Annotated in this window: 21 protein-coding genes; all 21 read left to right on the top strand. The window is 36.4% G+C overall.

What is annotated here, in order from left to right; translation table 11 throughout:
• The first annotated feature begins 27 nt into the window (after positions 1 to 27).
• The 21 genes from AB4Z50_RS14785 to AB4Z50_RS14685 all read left to right on the top strand — a co-directional run bounded on the left by AB4Z50_RS14785 (position 28) and on the right by AB4Z50_RS14685 (position 15872).
• Positions 28 to 654 (top strand): hypothetical protein, encoded by a 627-nt coding sequence (locus AB4Z50_RS14785; RefSeq protein ID WP_441880108.1) that lies wholly within the window; start codon positions 28 to 30, stop codon positions 652 to 654.
• A 95-nt stretch (positions 655 to 749) separates the two neighbouring features.
• Complete coding sequence (locus AB4Z50_RS14780; RefSeq protein WP_441880107.1) at positions 750 to 1220, top strand: hypothetical protein; 471 nt, start codon at positions 750 to 752, stop codon at positions 1218 to 1220.
• A gap of 1 nt (position 1221) precedes the next feature.
• Positions 1222 to 2070: a S1 RNA-binding domain-containing protein gene (locus AB4Z50_RS14775; protein ID WP_441880105.1), complete on the top strand. Its 849-nt coding sequence runs from the start codon at positions 1222 to 1224 to the stop codon at positions 2068 to 2070.
• 21 nt (positions 2071 to 2091) lie between these two features.
• On the top strand, positions 2092 to 2997 hold the full coding sequence (locus tag AB4Z50_RS14770) for a replication-relaxation family protein (RefSeq protein ID WP_441880103.1): 906 nt from the start codon (positions 2092 to 2094) through the stop codon (positions 2995 to 2997).
• Positions 2998 to 3035: 38 nt separating this feature from the next.
• Positions 3036 to 3548 (top strand): hypothetical protein, encoded by a 513-nt coding sequence (locus AB4Z50_RS14765; RefSeq protein WP_441880101.1) that lies wholly within the window; start codon positions 3036 to 3038, stop codon positions 3546 to 3548.
• Between the two features lie 55 nt (positions 3549 to 3603).
• Entirely contained in the window at positions 3604 to 5163 is a 1560-nt protein-coding gene (locus AB4Z50_RS14760; protein ID WP_441880099.1) for a hypothetical protein, read from the top strand.
• 20 nt (positions 5164 to 5183) lie between these two features.
• A complete protein-coding gene (locus AB4Z50_RS14755; RefSeq protein WP_441880097.1) occupies positions 5184 to 6020 on the top strand; it encodes an SAF domain-containing protein in 837 nt (278 codons plus the stop codon).
• Positions 6021 to 6037: 17 nt separating this feature from the next.
• On the top strand, positions 6038 to 7285 hold the full coding sequence (locus AB4Z50_RS14750; RefSeq protein WP_441880095.1) for an AAA family ATPase: 1248 nt from the start codon (positions 6038 to 6040) through the stop codon (positions 7283 to 7285).
• Positions 7286 to 7300: 15 nt separating this feature from the next.
• A complete protein-coding gene (locus AB4Z50_RS14745) occupies positions 7301 to 8692 on the top strand; it encodes an ATPase, T2SS/T4P/T4SS family (RefSeq protein ID WP_441880093.1) in 1392 nt (463 codons plus the stop codon).
• A gap of 1 nt (position 8693) precedes the next feature.
• Entirely contained in the window at positions 8694 to 9623 is a 930-nt protein-coding gene (locus tag AB4Z50_RS14740; RefSeq protein WP_441880091.1) for a type II secretion system F family protein, read from the top strand.
• Positions 9624 to 9643: 20 nt separating this feature from the next.
• Entirely contained in the window at positions 9644 to 10522 is an 879-nt protein-coding gene (locus tag AB4Z50_RS14735) for a hypothetical protein (protein ID WP_441880089.1), read from the top strand.
• 18 nt (positions 10523 to 10540) lie between these two features.
• Positions 10541 to 10696, top strand: coding sequence for a hypothetical protein (locus AB4Z50_RS14730; protein ID WP_441880087.1), 156 nt, complete (start codon positions 10541 to 10543; stop codon positions 10694 to 10696).
• A gap of 14 nt (positions 10697 to 10710) precedes the next feature.
• Positions 10711 to 10896, top strand: coding sequence for a hypothetical protein (locus tag AB4Z50_RS14725; RefSeq protein ID WP_441880085.1), 186 nt, complete (start codon positions 10711 to 10713; stop codon positions 10894 to 10896).
• Positions 10897 to 11141: 245 nt separating this feature from the next.
• Positions 11142 to 11327, top strand: a complete 186-nt coding sequence (locus tag AB4Z50_RS14720; RefSeq protein WP_441880083.1) for a hypothetical protein — start codon at positions 11142 to 11144, stop codon at positions 11325 to 11327.
• 37 nt (positions 11328 to 11364) lie between these two features.
• Entirely contained in the window at positions 11365 to 11550 is a 186-nt protein-coding gene (locus AB4Z50_RS14715; RefSeq protein ID WP_441880081.1) for a hypothetical protein, read from the top strand.
• Between the two features lie 18 nt (positions 11551 to 11568).
• Positions 11569 to 11727 (top strand): hypothetical protein, encoded by a 159-nt coding sequence (locus tag AB4Z50_RS14710; RefSeq protein WP_441880079.1) that lies wholly within the window; start codon positions 11569 to 11571, stop codon positions 11725 to 11727.
• Positions 11728 to 11791: 64 nt separating this feature from the next.
• Positions 11792 to 12259 (top strand): hypothetical protein, encoded by a 468-nt coding sequence (locus AB4Z50_RS14705; RefSeq protein WP_441880077.1) that lies wholly within the window; start codon positions 11792 to 11794, stop codon positions 12257 to 12259.
• Positions 12243 to 12875: a hypothetical protein gene (locus AB4Z50_RS14700; protein ID WP_441880075.1), complete on the top strand. Its 633-nt coding sequence runs from the start codon at positions 12243 to 12245 to the stop codon at positions 12873 to 12875. Before AB4Z50_RS14705 ends, AB4Z50_RS14700 begins: the two co-directional genes overlap by 17 nt.
• Positions 12876 to 13010: 135 nt before the next feature.
• On the top strand, positions 13011 to 13658 hold the full coding sequence (locus tag AB4Z50_RS14695) for an HD-GYP domain-containing protein (RefSeq protein WP_441880073.1): 648 nt from the start codon (positions 13011 to 13013) through the stop codon (positions 13656 to 13658).
• On the top strand, positions 13655 to 14596 hold the full coding sequence (locus AB4Z50_RS14690) for an S-layer homology domain-containing protein (protein WP_441880071.1): 942 nt from the start codon (positions 13655 to 13657) through the stop codon (positions 14594 to 14596). The genes AB4Z50_RS14695 and AB4Z50_RS14690 overlap by 4 nt, the downstream gene beginning before the upstream one ends.
• A 28-nt stretch (positions 14597 to 14624) precedes the next feature.
• Positions 14625 to 15872: an S-layer homology domain-containing protein gene (locus AB4Z50_RS14685; protein WP_441880069.1), complete on the top strand. Its 1248-nt coding sequence runs from the start codon at positions 14625 to 14627 to the stop codon at positions 15870 to 15872.
• Positions 15873 to 15890: the final 18 nt, after the last annotated feature.

Below are 15890 nucleotides of genomic sequence, written 5' to 3'. Positions count from 1 at the left end.
TAAGATACATGAAAGGAGTTAGTCACAATGCATCTGTTCTTTGATCCTTCAGTCCTGCCAGTTACTACAACTGATAACGATGGGGAAATTCTTTATATCCGTACAAATGGTTTGCATTACTACGGTTATCCTGATCTTATAATTAATCAGGATTTTGAACAAGGAGAGCAAATGATTCTCGACATCCTGGATCGTATTTTTAAAATGAATTTTAATGTTGCAGCCACTTGGGTTTACAACGGACGGCTATTTAAACTTGATGTCGTGGCAGACGGTTTGGCCCGAATTAATTTAATAGATGAGGATGAAGTAAGAATTGTATCGGTTAATGATCCTATCACTGGTTTTATCGTTAAATATAGAACTAAAGGCCTTGAATCTTTGTACGACCATCCAGAGGTTGAGGTTGATAGTGGCGTAGAATATGGCCGCGAAATACTTGGCTATCTTGTTGACCAAGTGGAAAATGGAGAAATATATGATCATGAGACTATAATTACCTATGAGAGAAAGTTATATAACATTATCGTTACAAACGATCGCTTAGGCAATTTTGTTTTGGAAATTCATAACGAGCTTAATCTTGATTCAGTACTTAGAAGTACCAATAAGCATAAGCCGGAAAAATCATCTTATTTGAAAAGAGTAAAATAGGGTATCTTTTTTCTATAGACCTATAGTAGTATATTAGTATATATATTAGATTATTAATCAATATACGACTGTTAATCTTCAGAAAGGAGTATTTAATGGGACAAGATGCAAAGATCATCGAGGAGCTAGATTTTTTTCTAACCCATCCAGCATGCAGTGTAATGAATTTAGAGCATTTTTACAATACATGTTTACATTTCTATGACTCAGTTCCCTTATTGAGCATTGTTGGACACATGAAAAGAATGAGCCCAAGCTTATTAGCGGAGTGGTCTTTGACCAATCCTATGGTAGCGAACCTCCTAAAAGACTTGGATCCGGGGAGAAATAACGGGAAAGTACATAATATAACAATTACCATTGACCTTTCTAAGCAAGCAGCTGCAAAAAAGGGAATCTATCAAGTTGAATGGATTACGGATATAGCTGACTCGACAATAAATCATCATTTTAAAAAAAAGACATTATTAGTAACTGATATTAATGATGGAATAGTAAGTCTCCTAGGATTAAGTCTTATCGATGAAAACAAATACAATCTTTATATAAAAACGAGGAGGAAATAAAATGAATGAAGCACTGGGAGTAAAACCAATTACTGAATATAAAACATCTCTCCGCCGTAAAAGTATTCATCAAGGCACTATTATTGGAGTAGAGAATCACTCACCATTCGGTCAAAAAATGCAAGTTGCCCTTGTTGAACTAAACAATGGTTTGAAAGGACTGATATACGAGTCTCAATTTGACAAGCAAAAGTACAGATCACTTGTAGGGTTTATCGACCATAAGGTCGATTTTATGGTTTTAGATGTAACAAGACTTGGGAAAGATGCTGCAAACATAAATGTTTTCGACGAAGAAAAAGGCATTGTCCTGCTTTCACGTGTACAAGCACTTGAGGAATTGCAAGAAGAGTTTTGGGAAACGGCTGATATAGACCATGTGGTCACAGGAGTTGTATCGGGGTTTGAGAACGAAAGGCTTTACGTCAGAGTTAAGGGAGTTATCTGTGTATTACCAATTCCTGACTATGAATATGACTGGACAGTATCTGGGAGGAATCTTGTCGCACTTGGAACTGAGCTCACAGTTAAGATTACATTTATTGACCGGGCTAAGAGACAAGTCCGTGTTTCACGTAAGGAACTGCTTGAAGATCCTTGGAATCGCGTACAAGAAAAATTCGGTGTAGACAATTTTTATAGTGGACGAATTACAAGTGTGGTTGATAATGTTGGAGTCTTCGTTAAATTGGCACCTGGCATCGAAGCATTAGCTTGGTATCCTGATGAGCGGAAAATGCCGAAAGACGGCATTTTGGTTGGAAAAACATGCACGGTTCGAATAAAAAATGTGAATCCGAAGAACAGGCGTATAGGAACAAAAATTATTGATTTCCCTCATGAAATCTAAGAAGGAGATGGCCGATGCAGTATGGATAATCTCGTATCTCCACTTATTAAGCCTGAACATACAGTTGTTGCTGAAAAGCAATTTCTGGATGATCCATATGCCTATGTAACACAAATTGATAAACTTACTAAACATGATTATTACTATATTCTTCAAAAGATAGAACAAGGATGGATAACAGACCGAGATGTAGAACTTGTGAAATTCCTTCATGTCCATCGTTGGATAACACTATCTCAAATTGCAAGATTGTTTTTCTTCGACGTTGAGCGATATGGTACAGTAAGAAAACGAGTTAATCGATTATTGAAGTACGGGTTAATTCGCAAATTACAATGGTCGAGTTATTCCAGACCGACAGATAATAAACCGAGTTTTTATGAATTAGGTGCAAGTGGAGCAGATATTCTGAAATATAAATATGGAACACTTCTTGGAAATCGTGATCCTCGAAGTTTAAAACCAACAACAATGCTGTACAGACAGCGATATATAGCAACGAATGAACTCTACGTTCAATTGCGTCATTCTTTTGAACTTGTACATTTTGAATTTCATCCAACTTTGAGTTTTAAGGAGGATCAACAAGTACCAACTGCAAAGTACGTGCTAAAGAACCCAAAAGGTTACATGATACCATTTTATCTGATTTGTCATAGAGAAGATGAAAAATGGCTAAAAACAATACGTTATCAAGCTAAATTTTACGCTGACTATATTTCTGCAGTTGATAAGGATGCAACATTAGTAGTACTAGTTTCATCTGACGCTAAAGCGAGTTTGGCAAGTAAGATAGTTGAACAAGAAGGTGCTGGCCCTATTACTTGGTTTGTAACGGATAATGATCTCTATGATAGTGAGATTAGTCTGAATAAAGCATTCTTCGCATATCAAGACGGGGAGAAGATATATTATGATTTGCAGTAGATTTGCAAAATGGAGGGGAAGACGAGTTGATATGTACGATGAAAATCCAACTCCTAACGGATGTTCAACAGTATGAGCAGCTTAGAGATGTAACAAAACGTTTTAGTCAGGTGTGTAACCATATTAGTGAGGTTGGATTCGTGACTAAGACTAGTCGAAGTAAGGTTAAGCTTTCTAAGGAATGTTACCATCAAGTTAGACAAATCTACAATCTTCCGGCACAAATGGTAGTTAGAGCGGTTGGGAAAGTCGTGGAAGAATACAAAACTGGGGTAGGGTCTATGGTTACATTTGAGGAACATACTTCAGTCGTTTACGATACAAGACTATTAACGTTTAAATGGATGCAGTCAGTATCGATTTCTACATTGACCGGTCGTATTGATGTTCCTTTTAAAGTAACAGGTTATCGTCGAGGAGCTTATGATCGACGAATTACCGGTCTTGCTGATCTTGTTTTGGAAAGTGGAGTGTTTTATTTACTTCTTGTAGTGGAAATGCCAGAGGAGCCGAGTATTAAAACGTTAGAGTTTGTTGATATTGTTTCATAGTTTAATACCAGTATATTAGTTAGTATATATACAACAATTGAAAGGAGGTGTACATGTGAAAAGACTATTCTTAATATCTGATGATAATGATTTTTCGGAATGGATAGTTGATGAACTGGCTGAAACGGGTAGATTTACAAGAAGTATAGATTCCTTTGATTTTTTTATTCCTCAATGGAGTGCCTCTCAAGGGGCAGATTATATTATCTTTACCGATTCAGTGGTCACTTCGGATGAGAATCTATTGCGGATATATCGAGCAATACGCAAAGAGTCACCGGAAACTGTGTTTTTATTTATTCATCATCGAGATGAAAATGATCTGACTAAGCTTCTAGTTGCTGAGGGGAATTTATGTGTAAGCTACAATGAACTCGAAGCTGGTTTAATGGATAGTTTGATTAAACAACATGTTACCCGTGAATCAATGCCTATAATCCAGAAGCAGCTCACTGAAGAAAATTTGAGAGTCTCAAAAACAAATTTTGAAATACAAGAGAAGAGTAAATTTCCACAGCAGCTAGAGGAAGTAACCGAAGTCTTTATAGACATAAATGAAAGAAGTAATTCTATAGATGGCAATAAAGATGAGTTGTTATCAGGTGACATGTTGCCGGGTAAACAAGCTGAAGTGCTTGAACATAATACTCCAAATGATGAAACAGAAGTCAAAGAATTTAAACCACAAAAAAAGCGATCATCTGCAGAGCAAAAGGAAAAACTCGCGCGGATTAAAGAACGCATCATTATTGAAGAAAAAATAATTACTATTCATGTGCCTGTACATTACAATTCAAAACTTATTTCGATTGTTAGTCTTTATCCCAGAGCAGGATCCACATTTGTAACGTCAAATTTCGCACGTATGCTGGGAGAAAATAAAGTTCCTGTTGCTGTTTTGGAACCGGTTATCGAAAATATTGGATCAACCTATTACGAATTAATGCATGGGGAAGTTAATGCACCCAAAAATTGGGTATCATATGCTGAACAAATTAAACAATCCGGATCTGTACATCAAGATAATATATGGAGTAGCCACGGTGTAACATGGATACCATCTGGATTAGAACCAATTAAGGAATGGAATGAAGAAAACAATCTAAAACTTCTTCTTTCAGCAAATCGCTTTCCCGTGACTATTTGCGATATTTCTTCCAGATATAATGACCATAATTGCAAAAAGTTTATGTCTATATCAGATGAAATTTGGATCGTTGTAGACGGGGATCCAGTAGCTTTAAACCAACACTATAAAACTATTGATAAGCTAAAAGAGGAGTATGATACTAAAACAATTCGAATAATCGGAAATAGATGGAATCAGTATATTAACAACTCGGAATGGAAAGAGGCTGTTTTACTACCGATTCTCACTCATATTCCCGACCTTGGAAATATAGTTCTTAAACAAATGTGGGATGGAAAAATGGCTTGGGATGATATGAAAATCAAAAATATCCTAGCACTTCCCTTTAAACCAATGGTTCGAGCAGTTGTTGCTAAGGAAATGTATAACATGATGAAGAAAAATTATGGACTGAGCTCGAAATGGAAAAATATCATTAAACATATTAAAAATTTAGATGATGAGTCAAAAGCGAGAAAAATGTAGAGAGGCGGGCACGAATCAATATGCGTAAATGGTTCTCGGTAATTCTTGGATTATTATTAATATTTGGCTGCGGTTTTGGTTTTGTTCAATATATGAAATCCTACCAGCTTGATGTCACTACAATGGAAACGGTCAAGCCTGTTCGATTAATCCAAGCGGGCGAACTGATAACATCGGATATGTTGAAGATTGTCTCAATACCAACAGTTCAACACATGGATAACGCGATAACGGAGCAGCAGAAAATTGAAGGGAAACGTGCAATAGTACCGATTGGGGAAACAGAAGAATTCCTATCCTGGAAAATAGGAGAGGATACTCTTTATCCTACGGCTGACGAAACATATATTGGATTCAAAGTCGATATAGTTGGCGCGGTAAATAATATGGTTAGACGTGGAGATAAAGTGGAGGTATGGGTTGAATACACAGAACCAAAGCTACTGGATGAATCAGGTAATATTATCGATCCTGACTTACTAGCATTAACAAACGATGTAGCGATTAAGACCCTAGCTGGCATGAAAAAAATCTATAATGAATTGCTCATACCAGACCTTACGGTCGCATACGTCAAAGACCAAGAAGGTAAAGAGATTATTGATTTGATTCCTACAAATAATTTAGGAATCCCCTTGAGCTCTTGGCAGCGTGATCAAGAAAATATGGAGCGATATCGTCAAAATGCTTCTGCTCAGCCAGCATACATTACTTTCATTATAAGTGAGTCAGATTATGCTAAGTTTGCGGAAGGTCAGAAGGAAGGAGTTATTAAATTAGGTCTTCCAGGGAATAGCGAGTCAATTGGAACGATAATTCCGTCAGAAAGTACAAAAGCAGAAGATGTGAAAAATTAAACAGGAGGTATTGAAGAATGAAAATAATGTTTGCACTAAAAAACCCTCAATTGACTGAAGCGATAAGCAACATCGTTCCTAGTCATGTAGAAGCTAATTACTCTTATAACGAAACCGAATTAACTAAAACTATCACTCGTTTAAGTCAGGAACTTAATTTTCTTATCGTGCAAGAAGATATTTTTTATGATTCCCATCCATGGGAATGGTTAGGCAACATTAAGAATTTAGTTTCTGATAAAACGAAGATCATTGTAATCCTGTCTATAAATACTGACTCCTTATATCGCGAACTTTTCAACCGAATTTGCCTAGAACTTGAAATTACGCTTGTACAAGGGGCATTAACAAACCAAGATATTGTCGATGAGATCAATGGACGGGTATTTAATAATAAAAGGACCGTCGACTCTAATATAGCAGGCAGATTAACTACATTTATTGCTGCATCACCTAAAGATGGAGCAACTACAGTTGCTATTTCCACATCAATTTGTCTGGCCCAACGTTTGCCGGGTCAAAAGGTGCTCTTGCTTGATCTAAACTTAAAAAGCCCAGAAGTAAGAGATCATCTTCTGATAACAACGGACAAAGGTTACCCTTTAATACAAGCAGATTGCGATTCCGGAACACTGGAACAAAATACCTTATTGAAGGCATGCGATCAGATAAAAGGTATCGAAAACCTGTACATTCTAACTGGACTTCAGCGTAGAGAATATGCTGAGAAGATTTCAGTTGATGAGATTGAACATCTTCTAACTGTAGCAAAAGCAACATTTGATTATGTGATTGCTGATGTACATACCTTTCCAGATCAAGCTGCTACAGTAAAATGCGTTAAGAATGCTGACGACCGAGTGGTTGTGGTTCAGTCGGTAATAACAAGCTATCAATCAACATGGAATGATTGGTTTAATAGCGTGTGGCAGCATTATGGATTGAAAGAAAGTGATTTTCATCTTGCATTAAATCGGGATCTTAATGCGGCAATGGATGGATTTCAAATAGAAAAGTCAATGGGTAGTAAAATTGTTTCTCGAATATCAAACGTCGAGAAAGGTGCTGGGATTAAAGCGATAAATTACGGTACACCACTCTACCTTAATGAGGATACAGAGACTAACGAATTCCGTACTAATATTCTTACTTTGAGCGGCTGGCTTGCTAATAGAGCAAACCTTGAGCTTACAGCTGTGGAAAACGATAAAAAATCTGCACTACATGGAAAACGGGTAGGGTTTTTGCGCCGTTTAATGCCGTGATAAGGATGGGGAATAATGTTAGTCAAATCGAAGCGTAAATCAAGAAAAAAATTCAGTATTGTTGAACATTTACAGGCTGAAATCAAAGGGAATAAACAAGAAAAGCTAAGCAAAGGTTATCTGCATCGATCACTTGATGAAGTAGTGAAAATAGTTCAAGAAACGTTAAAGAGTATTGAAGGCTCAGGAGATGAACAAGAAGATTACCGGGAAACAATTCATAATGCAGGTCTAGGAAATCCCATTGCACAAGAAAAAGTTAAAGCAGTAATAAAACAAATAATTAACGAAAAGATGCTTTATGCAAATAACGGGAGCTTACATGGCATGAGTTTATCTGAAGCGGTCTTCTCTCTTACAGTAGGGGCTGGATACATTGAAGATTTATATAAAGCAAAGGATATCGAAGAGGTACAAGTTAACGATAAAGCAATATATGTAATGAAAGATGGTGTATCTGTTAAGCATCTTCGAGAGTTTGAAACAACAGAGCAAGTAATTAGACTTCAAGAGCGACTTGCATTGTACGGGCGAGCAAGGATTAATGAGCAGCATCCAATCTGTCATACCTATATGTTTAATAAAGCTCGTCTTACAATGACGCAGTCACCATATTCAGCGTTTCCAACCATTGCTATTCGTAACTTTATACTGAAGGATCCAAGTTTATCCACACTAGTTGAGAGAGGCACAATTGATGAGAATATGATGTCACTTCTCATATTACTTGTTCGTTATCACGCTTCAATTATTGTGGCGGGCGGAACAAAAACAGGTAAGACCACTACACTCTATGCACTAGCAAAAGAAATACCAATTTTGGAGCGAATTCTAACATTGGAAACCGAATTTGAAATGATGTTACATGAACGCCTACCAGGACGTAATATTGTACCATTTCAAGCACTTCCTGACTTGAATATTTCAATGGAAGATGCCTTTAAGCCACTGCTTAGAGAAAGTCCTGATCGTATAATCATAGGAGAAATGCGAGGATCTGAGGCATCGCAAGCTGTACAAGCTGCACTACGAGGTCATGACACAATGGTATCTTTGCACTCCAAATACCGGAATATGATAATTACTGACATCATGGATATGGTTAAGCAAGATGGAAGGAATCATGATAATGAAATGCTAAAAAACCGGATTGGTCGTGCATTTAACATTGTCATATTCCAGCGATTCGTGAAGGTTAATGAGTATAAAAACCGGAGGGTTATGACAGAGATTACTGAAATTATCCCTAAAGATAACGGTGAAATTGAAATGAGTCCATTATTTCTGTGGAACACAAAGACTATGAGCTGGGAAAGAACGGAAAACAAAATTAGCGAAGGTCTTATGGAGCACATGATGACACATGGTGCTGAAGAGAGGGAATTTTCCGAAATAGGGGTTTATTAATATGGGAATTATCGAACTGATCTTTCTATTGTTGTTTTCCATAGGAATATTATTAATCATAGGCCCAATGATAGGACAATTAATCGTCTTTTTATCAATTTTTAAAAGGAATAGATTTTATGATAAGAGACGGCTACATGGGAGGGTTGATACTCAGAAAAAAGAAAATCGGATTAATTCGCATCCATTTATTAGGCAGGTTGAAGAAAGCTTAAGTGTAGCAGAAATAAAAATGTCATTAAATACAATGCTGTCAATCTGTCTAGCCATTGCATTTATTACTTTTTTGTTGTGTTATCGCATAATGCCATCTCCTATAAATAATGCTCTTGTTGCTTCCCTATTTGGCTGCTTTCCGCTTCTATGGGCATGGTCGAAGTTCCAACGAAAAACCTTATCAATGTCATCCGTGATGATACCCGCAGTTCAAAATTTTATCGGTTATTTTACTGAAGCAGACAATCTTGAAGGAGCAATTTATAAATCTGCACGAACTGCTCCGCTCGAGATTGCTAGTGAGTGGAATCGACTAATAATGGATCTCCAAACTGGGGAGCCGCCGGATGTTTCCATTATTCAATTCGCAGAGAGAGTTGGGAACGACTGGGCTCATTATTTTGCAGATATTCTTATTACTCATTTAGAGACCGGTGTAGACATAACACCCTCGTTGTTCAAACTAATAAATGAAATGCAAAATGCAGTTTATAACGAGGAAAAAAGAATTACTATGCTACAGGCTTATAAATGGGGAACGTTTTTGATGGTCGGATTATCTGTATTTGTTGTTTATTACAACATTCAAATTGATCCAAAAAACAAGTTCTATTATTTTGAAGATCCGTCAGGTATAAGGATTGTTTCTCTTTCAATCTTAATTCTATTTTCATCTTTTGTTGGTGCCATGAATATGGGTAGGAAAAAATTATAGATAAGGAGGTGATAATCAATATGAGTTTCGTTATGTGGATGTTCGCAATGGTATTTATATTTGGGCTGATATTCATTATTCTACCTATTTCTAAAACGTTTAAATTTCGTAACCGTCTCCGAATCACTTCTGCAAGGAATAGAAGAAGAGATAGTATCCAGGGGTTTATACAGCATTCAATTAAGAACGAAAATACAAAGCAGTCGAACTATAAGATTATGCGATATTTAAAGACTGCTGGATATCCGGCAGGTATGCAGGCTTTTCATTTTAGATTAATTCAAACTGCTGCTCCAATTGTAATGGGGCTAGTCATGTTAGGGGTTTACGGGATCAACAATATTAAGGCTGCTAATATTCAATCATTTCCGATTATACCGTTCTTAGCAATTATTGTTCTTAGCTATATTTGTCCTTATTTTATTCTCATCTACTATTCCAACAAAAGAAGAGAAATGTTGGCGGAGGACATTGTAAAGTTTTCACATCGCTTAGTAGTTTGTATTACTGATAAAATACCGATCTACTACGCAATTAGAAGGGCTGGAAGAACTAGTAAAGTAATAAAACCGTACGTTGATGATTTGTTAATTGATTGGATGAATAACCCAAGGGCAGCGATACTACACTTTGGCGAACAAATCGGAATTTCTGAAGCATTACCACTTACCAATACTCTCTTGGCCACATGGAATGCACCGCAAGAAAAGATAATCGATTTGTTTCATCAACAGATACGAAACATTGATACCATGCGAGATTTTCAAATTAAAAAGAAAATAGAAGCTGGTCCATTACGTGTAACTTTTATTGTATTAATACCTTTTCTTGCTGCTGCAACACTTGTCATGCTGCCTTGGTATAACAATTTTATGGATATTTTGAGAGTGTCATTCTAAGAAAGGAGAGCTTTCTTTATGGAGAAATTACCACTAATTGTTGTTGTCAGTATCATTGCAATAGGTATCTGCTTCTGGGTTTTTAATAACCCAAATGGTGTAGGAAAAGGCATAGAAAATGGCGGGACCAATGTTAAATTACGTATAGAACAAGCAACATCACCAGAAAACTAAAAGGAGTTTTAAAAATGGAAAAATTACCACTTATTGTAGTTGTATCAATTATAGTTGTAGGAATTTGTTTCTGGATCTTTAATAACCCTAACGGAATTAATGATGGGCTAAGTGATGGAGCTGGTCGCATTAATACTAAGACTAGCACCTTTGATTATTCCGGCAGCGTGGCACCTGGAGCAGGTCATTCGATGCCGTAATAAAAACTTCTAGAAGCAAACTAAGGAAGGGAGTCTGAATAATCGGAAAATTAGCACTCACCGTTATTTTATTAATTAGTGCGGTTGGAAATTCGAACACTATTAATGACGGTTTAAGCGACGGTGGAACTCGGATTAATACCAAAGGACGAGTACGTTTGATTATACCGGTAGCGTAGCTCCTGGAACTTCTCAGACAATGCTATAAGACAATTAAACATATTTCAAAATGAGGAGAATGTTAAATGGAAAAATTACCACTAATCGTAGTTGTATCAATTATCGTAGTAGGGATCTGTTTCTGGATTTTTAATAATCCTAACGGAATAAATGATGGTTTAAATGATGGCGCTACTCGAATCAATACAAAGACAAGCACTTTTGATTATTCTGGGAGCGTAGCTCCGGGTGCTGGTCAAACAATGYCATAAGACAATAAAACATATTTCAAAATGAGGAGAATGTTAAATGGAAAAATTACCACTAATCGTAGTTGTATCAATTATTGTAGTAGGGATCTGTTTCTGGATTTTTAATAATCCTAACGGAATAAATGATGGTTTGAATGATGGCGCTACTCGAATCAATACAAAGACAAGCACTTTTGATTATTCTGGGAGCGTAGCTCCGGGTGCTGGTCAAACAATGCCATAGAAGAGGAGTTTTTCAGTAATGGAGAAGCTGCCTTTAATCATTGTTCTGTGTATTATTGTTATTGGACTTTTTTCATGGGTTTATCTCTCGGACGATGGAATAAACAATTCATTGACCGATGGGTACGATCGTTTAAAAACTGAAGTACGTACGTATGGGTACAAGCCTGGACCCTAACTAATTTAGTGGGGGGAGCTCTTGCTCCCCCGATTTGCATTAAAGATTCGAGGGGATATTACATATGAAAATATTGAATACTATAAAAAAACCGCTTGGAAATCAAAAAGGAATTACTAATTTAATTACATTGTTATTAATTCTCCCTGCCTTCCTGGCTATTACCGTATTTGTATTATCATTTTTCACTTTCATTATGCGGCAGGCCAAGGTAGATGATATTAAGGATAGAGCAATACAAATGGTTCAAACTGAAGGGTACCTAAACCAAGAAATCATAAATGACACTCGAGAAAAACTCTCAAGCATTGGATTTCCTAGCGTGGTTAAAAACGGAATAACATACCCTAGTTTTACAGGCAGCACAATGACAATGGTTTTACGAGATGATTTAGATCCTACAGTAAGATTAGTGATTAAGTATCCCGCTTCGGATTTAGCAAGAGTGTTATCCTTTTTTGGAGCTTCTTCAGATGAAGATCCAGGTTATTTCTACCTCGAAGGAGAGGGTAGAAGTGAAAAATTTGATTAAGTTGAAGGTTTTGGGAAATGAAAAAGGCGGGATAGAGGTAATGCTGATTAGTTTAATTGCGTTACTATTTTGCACACTACTCTTTACTGTGTCCCTTGATTACATATTGCTCTCAAAGGATCAAAATAAACTGAAGAATGATTTAAATAGAGCAGTCCACGCCGCATCATTGTCAATAGATAAGCAACAACTATCAGTAGGATATTTGAAACTAGATACGACGACTCCTGGCACGAGAGCACAAGATATGTTTTATCGATACTTAAGATCAAATATAGGGCTCGATATCACTAACAAAGGAATCAAAAACAGCATTATAGGACGTGGAACACAACTGACAATTAATGAATTGGTATATGTTAACTGGGAATCACGAGTTATTGAAAATCTAAATTCTTCACCGTCCAGCTGCGTACTCGATGTATCCAGTATAAAGGTTTCATGTACGGTCACACTTAACCAAGGAACAGACAATCAAATATCTCGAGTAGTAAATCAATCAGTAATAGGGCCGTCTATAGTTGCGGTTATAAGCGCTGAACATAAGGGGATTGGACTCATATCCGATGAGCCATTACTAATACCCGCTGTACAAGAAGTAATATTCAGAAAATAATCTAGATATGTTAGGAGAAATTTAATCTATCGCTTATAATAGTAATATATATACTGATTAATATACTACTATTAATAATCGAATCTTTATTACTCATTAAGCGGTAAGAAGATTTCACTATCATTTGTAGAGAAGGTGATATTTACGATTTCCACTTTAGCAAAAATTAAATTGCCTACTGAAATGGATACTTTGTTTGCTACTTTAGAAGGGTTTGAAAACATTTATAGCTTAACAAAAGCGCTCTTTGAATGCTTAAAAGTTCGAGATAGCTTGACTGCTGATCATTCTTTAAGTATGGCAATACTCACATACGAAATGGCTTTAAAGTTTGATACTGCTAATGCGCCACTTTATTATACAGGTGCACTTACACATGATATCGGAAAGTTAGGCATGATCGATAGAATCCTAAAAGGGAGTGGCAAGCTTAATGAGGGTGATCACACCTATTTAAAAGCACATGTTACCTCTGGTTACGAAATTTTAATGAATCTCAATATGCCTAAGATCATGTTGGATGTTGTTAAATATCACCATGAAAAGTTCGATGGATCTGGTTATTTAGAGGGACTCTGTGGATACGATATTCCGCTACCAGGTCGGATCGCTTCCATTACCGATACATACTCAGCTCTTACATCACAACGAAATTACTCTAAACCACTGAATAAAGAAGAGGCAGTTCGAATCATGTTGAAGGACCGTAAACAATTTGATCCGGACCTATTACGATATTTTGTTTCTAATATTATTTCAATAGAGATGGAGAGAAAAAAATGAAAAAATTTATTAGTACTATTCTAGCGATTACTTTGCTATTGACGGCATTCAGCATGGTTAGTGCTGCAGACACCATCAAAGTAACAAAGACTTATGAGCTCTTAAAAGAGGAGAAGGTAGTTCAGTTCACTTTAGAAGGATATGATAGTGCCTTCACTGTCGAGTTGATTATGCCGAATGGAAAGAAAATTGATAGCAAGAACTCAACGAAACTCATACGAGAAGGAAAGAATGTCTGGGTGAACGCATTGAAAATTTCAAATGCTTCTAAAGGGAAGTATACATTCAATATTCAAGCACCTAAGGTTGCTTATTATAATTTAATCATTGAATTTCCGCTATTCTCAGACATTTCAAATCATTGGGCTCAGAAGGATATAAATGAATTTGTTCAAAAAGGGATTGTAGCCGGTTATGGTAATGGTCTTTTTAAACCAAACGAAAATGTAAATGGTGATGCTTTGGTTAAAATGGCTGTATTAGCATTAACTGAAGAACAACCTAATGGTAAGCGGATGTGGAAAAAGACTTTTCGATGGAAGGTAACAAATGAGGAGCTAAGTAGCAAAATGAGCTTCCAAGAATATAGTTTTATCGGAAGTAGCAATGAACCATGGTCTAAGCCATATTTCTCAGCTGCAAGTGATTTAGGAATTACAAATAACTGGGCAAATGATGATTTTATAAAATCATTCAAAAGGAAAGACGTCGCGCTGCTGGTGGCCAATATAATGAACATGGTAAAGATAAACAATTCTAAACCTGCAGTATTTAATGATACTTCCAATTTGTCCGATGAATATATGAAAGCAATTGAACTTGTAAACAATTTCAGTATATTTGGAGGCTATCCTGATGGTTCCTTTAAACCAGACAATCAGGTAACGAGAGCAGAAGCAGTTATAGTTTTATCTAGATTGAACGAATTTTTGAAATAACGAAATGATAATTTGAGGGGGAATTAGTATGTTGAAGAAAATGTTTAGTATTGTTCTTGCTCTTAGTTTTTTTATTGTTTCAATTGGATCGATCGGGAATGGTGTGGAGGCAGCATCCGATGCACCATTTAATGATATTGATAGTCATTGGGCAAAAGAGAACATTATCAAAGCTAAAAATAGTGGTCTCATAGATGGTTTCCCAGATGGATCGTTTCGACCAGATGCAATCGTTACAGCTGACCAGTTTGTATCGATGATGCTGCGCGTGTTCTCTGATGGAAACGGAAAATTGGATCAGGAATGGATAAACGAACTAATGTACATACAGCCTAGTGCAATTGGTCGTTTTAACACAGCTATGAAAAAGACAGGCTTTAACTTTACAAATGCTAAAACAGGATATTGGGCAAAGCCATATATCGACATGCTTTATGAGGTTGGTTTATTGCTGAGTTTTGATGAAGTCTTTCCTCAAAAACCAGAGATCTATAAGAAGCAAATTACAAGGGAAAAAGCATCCTATTTGCTAGGAGTTTGGGTAAGAAAATACGAAAAAGAATATGAGAATTTATATTCAGAATTTGTTATCGCTAATAGCGGACTGAAGGACTTCAATAGCTTTACGAATACAACTGTTAAGAATTTTAGAGGGGTTGTTTTGATGGCAGGGTTAATGAATGGATACCCCGATAAAAACTTCTATCCTCATCGGTACGTGACAAGAGCTGAGGCTTTGACAATGATTCAAAGATTACGTGACAAAGAGATTAGAATTCCATTTAAGCCTAATCTAGCAGGTAAGTATTATACGGAATTAGATGGCAGAATCACTTTATATAGCGATAAGACTAAATTTGATTATTACAACAGCATCGTTAAGTTGGCAGAACAAGACATTAAAACAGGATACTTTAGTAAGTCGAGTGGAAGTATCAATGTCTGGGACAGTAAAGATACATTTGAAAAAAATGATTTCTTAACTAGAATGGGAGATTACGATTCCGTTCCGCCATACGAGTTTTCAGCAGGCGTTGTTGGAGATAACACTCGCCAAATTGGTATAGCTTATCCCATTAAAAAATCAACAAATCATAGTCTTGCTTTCCAAACATCCGTTTTTGAGCTATTAGCAGGAACCGGAAAGGGAAAAGAGCTTAAAAACCTGCTGTCTACTTATGAAAAAGCTGGTAAGCCAGCATCTTTCAAGTTTAACGGTAAGAGCTTTGATTTCTTCGGTGAAGGTAAGTACTACGTTTTAAAAATGAATTATTAATTTTTAAAAGGAGTGTAA

The organism is Paenibacillus sp. 2TAB26, from assembly GCF_052115145.1.
Taxonomy (GTDB): domain Bacteria; phylum Bacillota; class Bacilli; order Paenibacillales; family Paenibacillaceae; genus Pristimantibacillus.
The sequence above is the reverse complement of the archived record's forward strand: the minus strand, read 5'-3'. Positions and strand labels throughout refer to the sequence as shown.

Excerpts from the sequence above, each read along its gene's own strand:
- AB4Z50_RS14775 (WP_441880105.1), top strand. The coding sequence starts at position 1,222 with ATGAATGAAGCACTGGGAGTAAAACCAATTACTGAATATAAAACATCT.
- AB4Z50_RS14785 (WP_441880108.1), top strand. The coding sequence starts at position 28 with ATGCATCTGTTCTTTGATCCTTCAGTCCTGCCAGTTACTACAACTGAT.
- AB4Z50_RS14735 (WP_441880089.1), top strand. The coding sequence starts at position 9,644 with ATGAGTTTCGTTATGTGGATGTTCGCAATGGTATTTATATTTGGGCTG.
- AB4Z50_RS14705 (WP_441880077.1), top strand. The coding sequence starts at position 11,792 with ATGAAAATATTGAATACTATAAAAAAACCGCTTGGAAATCAAAAAGGA.
- AB4Z50_RS14715 (WP_441880081.1), top strand. The coding sequence starts at position 11,365 with ATGGAAAAATTACCACTAATCGTAGTTGTATCAATTATTGTAGTAGGG.
- AB4Z50_RS14750 (WP_441880095.1), top strand. The coding sequence starts at position 6,038 with ATGAAAATAATGTTTGCACTAAAAAACCCTCAATTGACTGAAGCGATA.
- AB4Z50_RS14690 (WP_441880071.1), top strand. The coding sequence starts at position 13,655 with ATGAAAAAATTTATTAGTACTATTCTAGCGATTACTTTGCTATTGACG.
- AB4Z50_RS14685 (WP_441880069.1), top strand. The coding sequence starts at position 14,625 with ATGTTGAAGAAAATGTTTAGTATTGTTCTTGCTCTTAGTTTTTTTATT.
- AB4Z50_RS14745 (WP_441880093.1), top strand. The coding sequence starts at position 7,301 with ATGTTAGTCAAATCGAAGCGTAAATCAAGAAAAAAATTCAGTATTGTT.
- AB4Z50_RS14730 (WP_441880087.1), top strand. The coding sequence starts at position 10,541 with ATGGAGAAATTACCACTAATTGTTGTTGTCAGTATCATTGCAATAGGT.
- AB4Z50_RS14780 (WP_441880107.1), top strand. The coding sequence starts at position 750 with ATGGGACAAGATGCAAAGATCATCGAGGAGCTAGATTTTTTTCTAACC.
- AB4Z50_RS14725 (WP_441880085.1), top strand. The coding sequence starts at position 10,711 with ATGGAAAAATTACCACTTATTGTAGTTGTATCAATTATAGTTGTAGGA.
- AB4Z50_RS14755 (WP_441880097.1), top strand. The coding sequence starts at position 5,184 with ATGCGTAAATGGTTCTCGGTAATTCTTGGATTATTATTAATATTTGGC.
- AB4Z50_RS14765 (WP_441880101.1), top strand. The coding sequence starts at position 3,036 with ATGAAAATCCAACTCCTAACGGATGTTCAACAGTATGAGCAGCTTAGA.
- AB4Z50_RS14770 (WP_441880103.1), top strand. The coding sequence starts at position 2,092 with ATGGATAATCTCGTATCTCCACTTATTAAGCCTGAACATACAGTTGTT.
- AB4Z50_RS14710 (WP_441880079.1), top strand. The coding sequence starts at position 11,569 with ATGGAGAAGCTGCCTTTAATCATTGTTCTGTGTATTATTGTTATTGGA.
- AB4Z50_RS14740 (WP_441880091.1), top strand. The coding sequence starts at position 8,694 with ATGGGAATTATCGAACTGATCTTTCTATTGTTGTTTTCCATAGGAATA.